An 8,693-nucleotide genomic window follows, 5' to 3' on the forward strand; every position below is an offset into this window, starting at 1 on the left:
TCAAGGCACGGTGGTGAGGACGCCAGGACCGCGACGGAAGAGAAGTCACGGCCCCCCGCCCGATCTACCGTCATCGACGTTCGGAAACCCACGCGACGGATGACGCCCGAGAGGCAATACCAGCCGTGGGTCCGCGCCAGCCGTCACCGACGGTTGTCCCGGGCCGGCGACACGGCGGACCACAGGACGCTTGGTACCCGGATCTCTCGATGAACCGCAGTGAGTTGGCGGGTCGGCTTCGGCCGACCCGCCATTCGCGCGTCAGGACCGGCGCATCAGGCCCCGGCGCGTCAGCCCCCGGCGGCATCGGCGATCGAGGTGGCCTCGCGCGCCCCCGCCTCCAACGCCTTACAGCAGTAAAGGACCCAGGCGGCGACGCCCTCCTCGGTGCCCGCCATGTAGTCAGCGACCGCGGCACGATACGCCACCGGATCGCGGTAGAAGGTCACCTCCGGCACGCCCAGGCAGTGCGGGTCCAGGCCCGTGGACACCGCGACCAGCCGGAACGCGGCGCGGGCGACGATCCCGTCGGCCGAACCGAACGGCCCCAGCCCGGAGAGTTCGCCCAGCACGACCGCGGCGAGCACCGGTGCCGGCACGCGCGTGCCGCCGGTGACGAGCCCGGCCAGGCCCTGGAGCCGCTCGGCCACGCCTTCCCCGGCGCGGGGGCGGCCCAGTGTCTGCGGGTCGACGTCGGGCCGGGCCGCGGCGAGGAGATGCAGGTGGGCGAGTTCCTGCAGCGGCGAGCGGGTCCACACGGCGACGGCACGATCGAGGGACTCGCCGGTGAGTTCACCGGCGACCCGCAGGGCGCCGGACAGGATCTCGTCGGGCTCGCCGTCGCTGTCCAGACGGACGGACGCGCCCTCGACGCCGGCGGAGGCGCGGGCCCCGCGCAGGACCGATTCGGCGGCGGTGGTGGGCCATCCGCGGCGGTTGGCGGGGTGCCGGTGCACCGCGGCGAGGGCGTCGCGGGCGGTGTCCGCGGCCTCGGCCACGCCCGGCAGGGCGGTCAGCGGGGCGAGCGGGTCGGGAGCTGCGGAGGTCACGGGTCGAGGTTACCCATCGGGTCACAATCGGCCGACACAGGCAATTTTCAGCTGCCTCAACCGGTGTGGAGCTGGTGTAATCACCTCCACCCGGTCGGGGCCCGCGCCGGCACCGCCCGCCCACCCTCGACACCCCGGAGATCCGCGTGAACCTCAAGGACCAGCTCGACGCACTGCTCGACGCGACCGCCTTCGACTCGACGGGGGCCAAGATCGGCGCGGTGCGCCAGGTCTACGTGGACGACGCCAGCGGCAAGATCACATTCGCGGCCGTCTCGACCGGCATCTTCTCCGCCGACGCGATCGTCCCCCTCCACGGGGCGCGGCTCCTCGACGACGAACTCCACGTCGACCACACCCGCGCCGTCATCCGCGACTCCCCGCGCCCCGACAACACCGAGGACGCCCTCACCCCCGAGCAGGAGGCCAAGCTGCTCGAGTACTACGGCATCGAGACGCCCACCCGCCTCCGCGGCACGGCCGCGCAGTCGACCGGTCCGGCGGCGGGTGCGGCGACGGGTGCGGCCGGAAAGCCTGCGAAGGGCGACCGGAAGACCGCGTCGACGGGCGCCACGAAGGAGACCACGGGCACCGGCGGGGGTGCGGAGGCCGCCGCCAAGACCGCCGGCGCGGGCGCGGGCGCAGCGAAGGACGCGCGGAAGGACGGAGACGCTGCCAACGCCACCGCGACGCCGAGCGCGGACAAGAACACCGCGACGCCGGGAGCGGCCGAGGACGCCGCGGCGGACCCGGCGTCGGCGCGCCGGGACGGTAAGGGGTCGACGACGACGAGGTCGACCGACGGCGATGAGACCGCCGACTCCCCCGCGCCCGCGAAGGCCTCCGGCCCGGGCCCCGCGACCCCGGCCGCGGACCGAGACGATGAGACCGGCGCCAAGGGCCCGGAACCGCGTCGCGGCTAATGGCCGTAGGCGGGATTCCCCCGTCATACCCCCGCGGGTGGGTTGCCCGACACGACGGGGTGCATGTGACTACGCTCACAGGCATCGGTCCGGTCACGTCCGCCGTGGCGAGCCCGGCCGTCCGTGAAACCTCATCCCCGAGAGAGAGCCGCTGATGACCGCTCCCGAGCACACCCCGTCTTTCGCGCCCGATCCCGACTTCGCCGCCCAGGCCAACGCGCAGGCAGACCTGTACGACAGTGCCGCGAACGACCGTCTGGCGTTCTGGGAGGAGCAGGCTCGTCGTCTCGACTGGGACACCGAGTGGTCCGAGGTGCTGGACTGGTCCGACGCCCCTGTCGCCAAGTGGTTCGTCGGCGGCAAGCTCAACGTCGCCTACAACTGCGTCGACCGACACGTCGAGGCGGGCAACGGTGACCGCGTCGCCATCCACTGGATCGGCGAGCCCACCGACGACGCCCGCGACATCACGTACGCCGAACTCAAGGACGAGGTCAGCCGGACCGCCAACTACCTCAGCTCGCTCGGCCTGGTGGCCGGCGACCGGGTGGCGATCTACATGCCGCTGCTGCCCGAGGTCTACATCGCGATGCTCGCGTGCGCGCGGCTGGGCCTGACCCACTCCGTCGTCTTCGCCGGCTTCTCGCCCGCGGCCCTGCGCTCGCGAGTCGACGACGCCCAGGCCAAGCTCGTCATCACCGCCGACGGCCAGTTCCGCCGCGGCAAGCCCACCCCGCTCAAGGCCGGCGTCGACGACGCCCTGGCCGGGAACCTCGAGGGCGTGGACGGCCCCGCCGAGTCAGTGGAGAACGTGCTCGTCGTGCGCCGCACCGGCCTCGACGTCGAGTGGACCGAGGGACGCGACGTGTGGTGGGACGAGGTGATCCCCGAGCAGTCCACCGAGCACACCCCGGAGGCCTTCGACTCCGAGCACCCCCTGTTCCTGCTCTACACCTCGGGCACGACCGGCAAGCCCAAGGGCATCGTCCACACCTCCGGCGGGTACCTCACGCAGGCCGCGTACACGCACCACAACGTCTTCGACCACAAGCCCGGCGAGGACGTCTACTGGTGCACGGCGGACGTCGGCTGGGTCACCGGCCACACCTACGGTGTGTACGCCCCGCTGGCCAACGGCGCCGAGTGCATCGTCTACGAGGGCACACCCAACTCCCCCGACGAGCACCGCCACTTCCAGATCATCGAGAAGTACGGCGTCACGATCTACTACGCGGCGCCGACCCTGATCCGCACGTTCATGAAGTGGGGCAAGGAGATCCCGGCAGCCCACGACCTGTCGTCGATCCGCCTCCTCGGTTCGGTCGGCGAGCCGATCAACCCGGAGGCGTGGCGCTGGTACCGCGAGAACATCGGCGGCGGGAAGGCCCCCATCGTCGACACGTGGTGGCAGACCGAGACCGGCGCGATCATGATCTCGCCGCTGCCGGGCATCACCGAGACCAAGCCGGGGTCGGCGATGCGACCCCTTCCCGGGATCTCGGCGGCGATCGTCGACGGGGACGCCAAGGAGGTCCCCGCGGACGAGCAGGGCTTCCTCGTTCTCACCGAGCCGTGGCCCGCGATGCTCCGCGGCATCTGGGGCGACATGGAGCGCTACCGCGACACCTACTGGTCGCGCTTCGCCGAGGAGGGGTACTACTTCGCCGGTGACGGCGCGAAGTGGGACTCGGACGGCGCCCTGTGGGTGCTCGGCCGCGTCGACGACGTCATGAACATCTCCGGCCACCGCATCTCGACCTCCGAGGTCGAGTCGGCGCTCGTCGGTCACCAGGCGGTCGCCGAGGCGGCCGTGGTCGGCGCGGACGACGAGACCACCGGTCAGGCGATCGTGGCGTACGTCATCCTGCGCGGCAACGTGGGCGCCGAGGAGGATCACCAGAAGCTCATCGACGAACTGCGCGCCGAGGTGTCGCGCGAGATCTCCCCGATCGCCAAGCCCCGCGACATCACGATCGTGCCCGAGCTGCCCAAGACCCGCTCCGGCAAGATCATGCGTCGACTGCTCAAGGACATGGCCGAGGGCCGCGAGGGCGGCGACACCTCGACCCTGGCGGATCCGACGATCATGGACCAGATCCGCGAGAAGGGCACGCGCGGTTGACCGGGTAGCGGGTGAAGGCCGCCACGTGACGTGGCACGATGGACGACGGTGCAGCCGTCGCCGGACAATGGAGGAACAACCGTGAGCCACGCCCAGGGAACGCACAAGCCGACCGAGGCCTCGATCCCCCTGCACGACGCGGACTCGATCGGCCGGGGCGACGCCAGTATCGGCACCCTAGTCAAGAACGCCTCGACCCACGTCTCCACGCTGATGCGGGCGGAGATCGAGTTGGCGAAGACCGAGATCACCGAGCAGGTGAAGAAGGCCGCCACCGGGTCCGGGTTCTTCGTGGCCGCTCTCGTGCTCCTCCTGATGTCCTTCTTCCCGTTCGTGTTCATGTGGGCGAAGCTCATCTCGCTGTGGTTCGGCACGCAGAGCTGGGACTGGATGGGCTTCCTCATCGTGTTCGTGGTGCTCGTCCTCCTGGCCGCGGTGTGCGGACTGCTCGGGTACCGCAAGGTCAAGAAGATCCGCAAGCCGCAGCGCACCATCGACTCGGTATCGGATCTCAAGCTGGCCATGCCCAAGGGCACCGAGCCGCAGCGTCCCCACACGGTGCGGATCACCAGCACGCCCGAACCCCCCGTGCGCAACTGAAAACGCCCGCTCACAGGCCGCCCGACCCGTCGATCGTCAGGATCGACGGGTCGTGGCGGCATCGTGACGTCTCGGCCAACGGCATCCGCCTGCACGTGGCCGAGGCGCTCCCCGCCGACGCCGTCGCCGGGGAGTTGCCGCCGCTGGTCCTGCTCGTCCACGGTCTGAGCGGGATCTGGTGGACGATGCGCGCTCCCATGCTCGCGCTGGCGGAGGCGGGCTTCCACGCCGTCGCCGTCGACCTGCGCGGTCACGGCGACTCCGACAAACCGCCGCGCGGCTACGACGCCTGGACCCTGGCGTCTGACATCACGAATCTCGTGCGGGCGCTCGGCCATTCGTCGGCCGTCATCGTCGGGCAGGGCGAGGGCGGCTTCTATGCGTGGACCGCCGCATACCGCCGGCCGCGCGCGGTGCGGGGCCTCGTCGTCGTCGGATCCCCGCACCCACTCGCCACCCGCCGCGCCGCCCTCCGTGACCGCCACCAACGTCGCGCGCTCGTGCCCCGCCTGGTCGCGGACCAGGCGCCCCGACTGCCCGAACGGCGCCTCACCCGCGACGGGGCCGCAGACGTCGAGGAGATGCTCCGCCGCCGCTCCGGACCCGCGTGGCCGGAGACGGACGACTTCCGGGAGACCGCGGAACTGCTCCGCCGGGCGATGCTCATCCCGAAGGTCGCGCACCTGTCGCTGGAGAGCCGTCGCTGGATGGTGCGCAGTCAGTTCCGCCCCGACGGCCGCGACTTCCGCCGGGCCGTCTCGGGCGTGCTCTCGCAGCCCGTGCTCGGGATCAGTGGCGCCGAGGACCGCTTCATCCTGCCGGAGACCGTCCGCTCGTCGTCCGCGTGGGCGCGGGCCTTCAGCAGCGAGCTCGTCCCCGGCGCCGGCCACTACCCGGTGATGGAGGCCCCGGCGGAGACGTCCCGCCTGATCGTCGACTTCGCCCGCCGCGCCACGCCGTCCTGAGTCCGACCGAGGAGCGCTCCGCCCCCGCGAGGCTCCGGCTCGGCCGCGGCCGAGGAGCTCAAAGATCACCGTCATATCGGATTTGGTCGTAACCATCGTGGTAAAACGGCCTCCGGAGCAACGTGGCTACGTCCAAAAGCTCGCTGATTACGTCCAGATCGCGGTGCGGGAATGGCGCGGGTGCAGGGATGGCGCGGGTGCGTCAGCGGACCCCGACGCAGGGACCCGTCGGCACCGCGCCCGGCGCGTCGACCGCCGCCTGCAGCTGCGGCAGGACCTGCTCGACGGTCAGCGCGTACCCGGTGTCGGCAGCGTCCATCGCGGCACCGAACACCACTCCCACGACCTGACCCTCGGGCGTGATCAGCGGGCCGCCCGAATTGCCCTCGCGGACACTGCCGCGCAGGATGTAGACCTCGCGCTCGACGGTCTGCTCACGGTAGATGTCCGGGCCGCGCAGGGTCACGCGCTCGCGGATCCGCGCCGCGTCCGGGCGGTACGGCCCGTTGCCGGGGTAGCCCACGACGATCGCGTTGTCTCCGGTGCGGGCGCGGCTCTCGGAGAACGGCAGGACCGGCGCGTCCAGCCCGGGCACGCGCAGGACCGCCACGTCCACCGAGGAGTCGTAGACCACGACCTCGGCGTCGAGCTCGTCGTCGCCCGAGACCACGCTCACCGAACCGGTGCCGGCCACGACGTGCGCGTTGGTCATGACGAGCCCCGGCGCGGCAACGAAGCCGGACCCCTCCAGCGCGCGGCTGCACGACTCGGCCCGGCCACGGATCTTCAGCACCGACGGCTTCACCCGGGCGACGACCTCCGAACCCGCGAGCACGGGATCCGGCGGCGGCACCTCCTGCAGCGGGGTCGTGCCGAACGGGCCGAGGATGTCCGGGAGCCCGGTCGTGCCGAGGACCTGGGTGAACGCGGCCGGGATCCGCTGCAGCTGCTCGGGGGCGACGTCGTCGATCTTCGCCAGCACCGACGACCCCCGCACCGCCTTACCGGGCCCCGGGCCCTCCTGGGCGGCGATGGGCACGGCCACCAGCCACGCCACCAAGAGCATCGCGGCGGATTGGAACACCGCGCCCAACGTGCTGTCGAGGAGTCGGGCGCCGGTTCCGGAGATGTAGCGTCTGGCGGCGCGGCCGATGGTCACACCGGCGACCTGCCCGATGATCACCATCACCGCGATGATCGCCAACCCCGCCACCAGGCGACCCAGCGCCGAGTCGACCTCGCGGACCAGATGCGGCGCCACGAGGAGTCCGGAGGTCGCACCGATGCCCACGCCGAGCAGGGCGAACCCGGAAGCGGCGGCACCGTTGATCCAACCGGAGATCGCGGCGGCGGCGGCCAGGGCGAACAGGGCGAGGTCGAGCCACTGTGAGCCCGTCACCGAAGTCCCCTGCGGGGGTTGTCGGCGGGGAGGTCGAGGGGCTCTTCGCCGTCGGGCGCCGTCTCGACACCCTCGTCGGCCCCGGCCGCGTGCCCGGACTTCACCCCCGGCACTCCGGCGACGGTGCGGTCGGCCAGCGGGTCCGCGGACTCGCGGCGCGCCTCCTCGGCCGACATGCGATGCTGCTCGCCGTTGCCGGAGGCGGCCAGGGTTTTCTCGAGATCGCGGATGTCGTCGGTGTCCCACTCCAGGTCCCAGCCGGCGGAGTAAAACATCGCGGCGAGGATCCCGGCGGTGAAGCCCCACACCACCAGGTCGTCGTGCTGGAACGCGGGGCCGGTCCACCCGGTGGTGTGCCGGAGCAGGAAGCGGTTGGCGGGATCGAGCAGCTCGTTGACCGGGACGGTCATCACGCGCGCGGTCTCGCCCGGGTCTACCACGCCGACCTCCATCGGCTCACGCCAGTACCCCAGAACGGGCGCGACCGAATAGTTGGACACGGGGATGTACAGCTCGGGCAGCACGGCCAGGACGTCGACACCGGCCGGGTCCAGGCCGGTCTCCTCCCACGCCTCGCGCAGGGCGGCCTCGACGGGCCCGCTGTCGGTGTCGTCGACCCCACCGCCGGGGAAGGAGATCTGCCCCGAGTGGTTGCGGAGGGTCGGCGCGCGATGGGTGAGCAGGACCCGCGCGTCCTCGGGCGGCTGCGGGCCGGGCGCGTCGGGGGAGCCCGAGAGCAGCACCAGCACGGCGGCGTCGCGGTGCGGTCGGCCGACCTCGTTGGGCCCGCGGTGGGCGGGCGGCTTGCGCTGGGGCAGCAGCCCGTCGAAACTGCCGTCGGTGCACGCCGCCATCAGCGGGTCCATCCAGCCGGGGTGCGGGACGCCGGTGATGTCGCCGGGCCGGGGCACGTGACGGCTCGCCGGGTCGTTCGCGGTCTCGCTCACGCGGTCACCCCCAGGTGCTCGGCGACGGCGTCCAGCACGTCCTGTTCGCTGTCCATGGGCTGCACCAGCACGTGGGCGACCGTCCCGTCGGCCCGTACGAAGAGGGTGAGCGGCAGGACGGGCGGCGCGCCGAGCACGGTGGGGAGCTCCTCGTCGTGATCGGAGACCGACACGAGTTCGTCGATACCGAGCGCGCCGAGGGTGTCGAAGCCCTTGGTCTCGGACGGATCGGTGTGCGAGATGACCACCCGGACGTCGTCACCGAGCGTGGCGGCCGCGTCCTGGATCGCGGGCAGCTCGCGTCGGCACGGCTCGCACCAGTAGGCCCACATGTTCACGACCATGGGCTTGCCGGCCTGGATCTTGCCGAGCGTGGTGGTGGAGCCGTCGTCCATGCACCGCACCATGAGGCCGGCGACGGGACCGGTCGTGGTGGCGGGCGCGGCGCTGTCGCGGCAGGCCGGCAGGTCGGCTGTGGCGCGGGTCCCGGCGTCCACGACCGTGTGTGGCTCGTCCGCGGGCGGGCCTCCGATCGGCGGCGCCCCGGGGGGCCCCGCGGGCGCCCCCGCCCCCGCGGGGGGGGGGGGGGGGGGGAGGGGGGGGGGCGCGGGGGGGCCCCCGCCGAGGGCCCCCCCCGCCTCTCCCTCGCCGAGCGGGCCCCGCCCGGGGCAGCGACCACAGGCGCCGG

The 8,693-nt window shown here is 72.4% G+C and carries 8 protein-coding genes; 4 read left to right on the plus strand and 4 right to left on the minus strand.

The window, feature by feature from the left end; genetic code table 11:
- Positions 1–290: 290 nt before the first annotated feature.
- Positions 291–1,049, minus strand: coding sequence for a Fic family protein (locus tag KHA85_RS11430; protein WP_213185876.1), 759 nt, complete (start codon positions 1,047–1,049; stop codon positions 291–293).
- A gap of 146 nt (positions 1,050–1,195) precedes the next feature.
- Here KHA85_RS11430 and KHA85_RS11435 point away from each other — a divergent pair, with 146 nt between their 5' ends.
- The 4 genes from KHA85_RS11435 to KHA85_RS11450 all read left to right on the plus strand — a co-directional run bounded on the left by KHA85_RS11435 (position 1,196) and on the right by KHA85_RS11450 (position 5,659).
- Positions 1,196–1,972: a PRC-barrel domain-containing protein gene (locus KHA85_RS11435; RefSeq protein WP_213185877.1), complete on the plus strand. Its 777-nt coding sequence runs from the start codon at positions 1,196–1,198 to the stop codon at positions 1,970–1,972.
- A 154-nt stretch (positions 1,973–2,126) separates the two neighbouring features.
- Positions 2,127–4,094, plus strand: coding sequence for an acetate--CoA ligase (acs, locus tag KHA85_RS11440; protein ID WP_213185878.1), 1,968 nt, complete (start codon positions 2,127–2,129; stop codon positions 4,092–4,094).
- An 81-nt stretch (positions 4,095–4,175) separates the two neighbouring features.
- Positions 4,176–4,694 (plus strand): phage holin family protein, encoded by a 519-nt coding sequence (locus KHA85_RS11445; RefSeq protein WP_063972218.1) that lies wholly within the window; start codon positions 4,176–4,178, stop codon positions 4,692–4,694.
- A 95-nt stretch (positions 4,695–4,789) separates the two neighbouring features.
- Entirely contained in the window at positions 4,790–5,659 is an 870-nt protein-coding gene (locus tag KHA85_RS11450) for an alpha/beta hydrolase (protein ID WP_213185879.1), read from the plus strand.
- A 202-nt stretch (positions 5,660–5,861) separates the two neighbouring features.
- Here the strand turns inward: KHA85_RS11450 and KHA85_RS11455 are convergent, their stop codons facing one another.
- Genes KHA85_RS11455 through KHA85_RS11465 form a run of 3 tightly spaced genes read right to left on the minus strand, consistent with a single transcriptional unit; the run spans position 5,862 to position 8,502 of the window.
- The gene (locus tag KHA85_RS11455) at positions 5,862–7,058 is read right to left on the minus strand and encodes a MarP family serine protease (protein ID WP_213185880.1); all 1,197 of its coding nucleotides are present in this window, start codon (positions 7,056–7,058) and stop codon (positions 5,862–5,864) included.
- Positions 7,055–8,005 carry an NUDIX hydrolase gene (locus KHA85_RS11460; protein ID WP_308936934.1) on the minus strand — a complete coding sequence of 317 codons (951 nt, stop codon included), beginning with the start codon at positions 8,003–8,005 and terminating at the stop codon, positions 7,055–7,057. The genes KHA85_RS11455 and KHA85_RS11460 overlap by 4 nt, the downstream gene beginning before the upstream one ends.
- Entirely contained in the window at positions 8,002–8,502 is a 501-nt protein-coding gene (locus KHA85_RS11465; protein WP_308936935.1) for a TlpA family protein disulfide reductase, read from the minus strand. Before KHA85_RS11465 ends, KHA85_RS11460 begins: the two co-directional genes overlap by 4 nt.
- Positions 8,503–8,693: the final 191 nt, after the last annotated feature.

The organism is Dietzia massiliensis, from assembly GCF_018390595.1.
In the GTDB taxonomy this organism is placed as follows: domain Bacteria; phylum Actinomycetota; class Actinomycetes; order Mycobacteriales; family Mycobacteriaceae; genus Dietzia; species Dietzia massiliensis.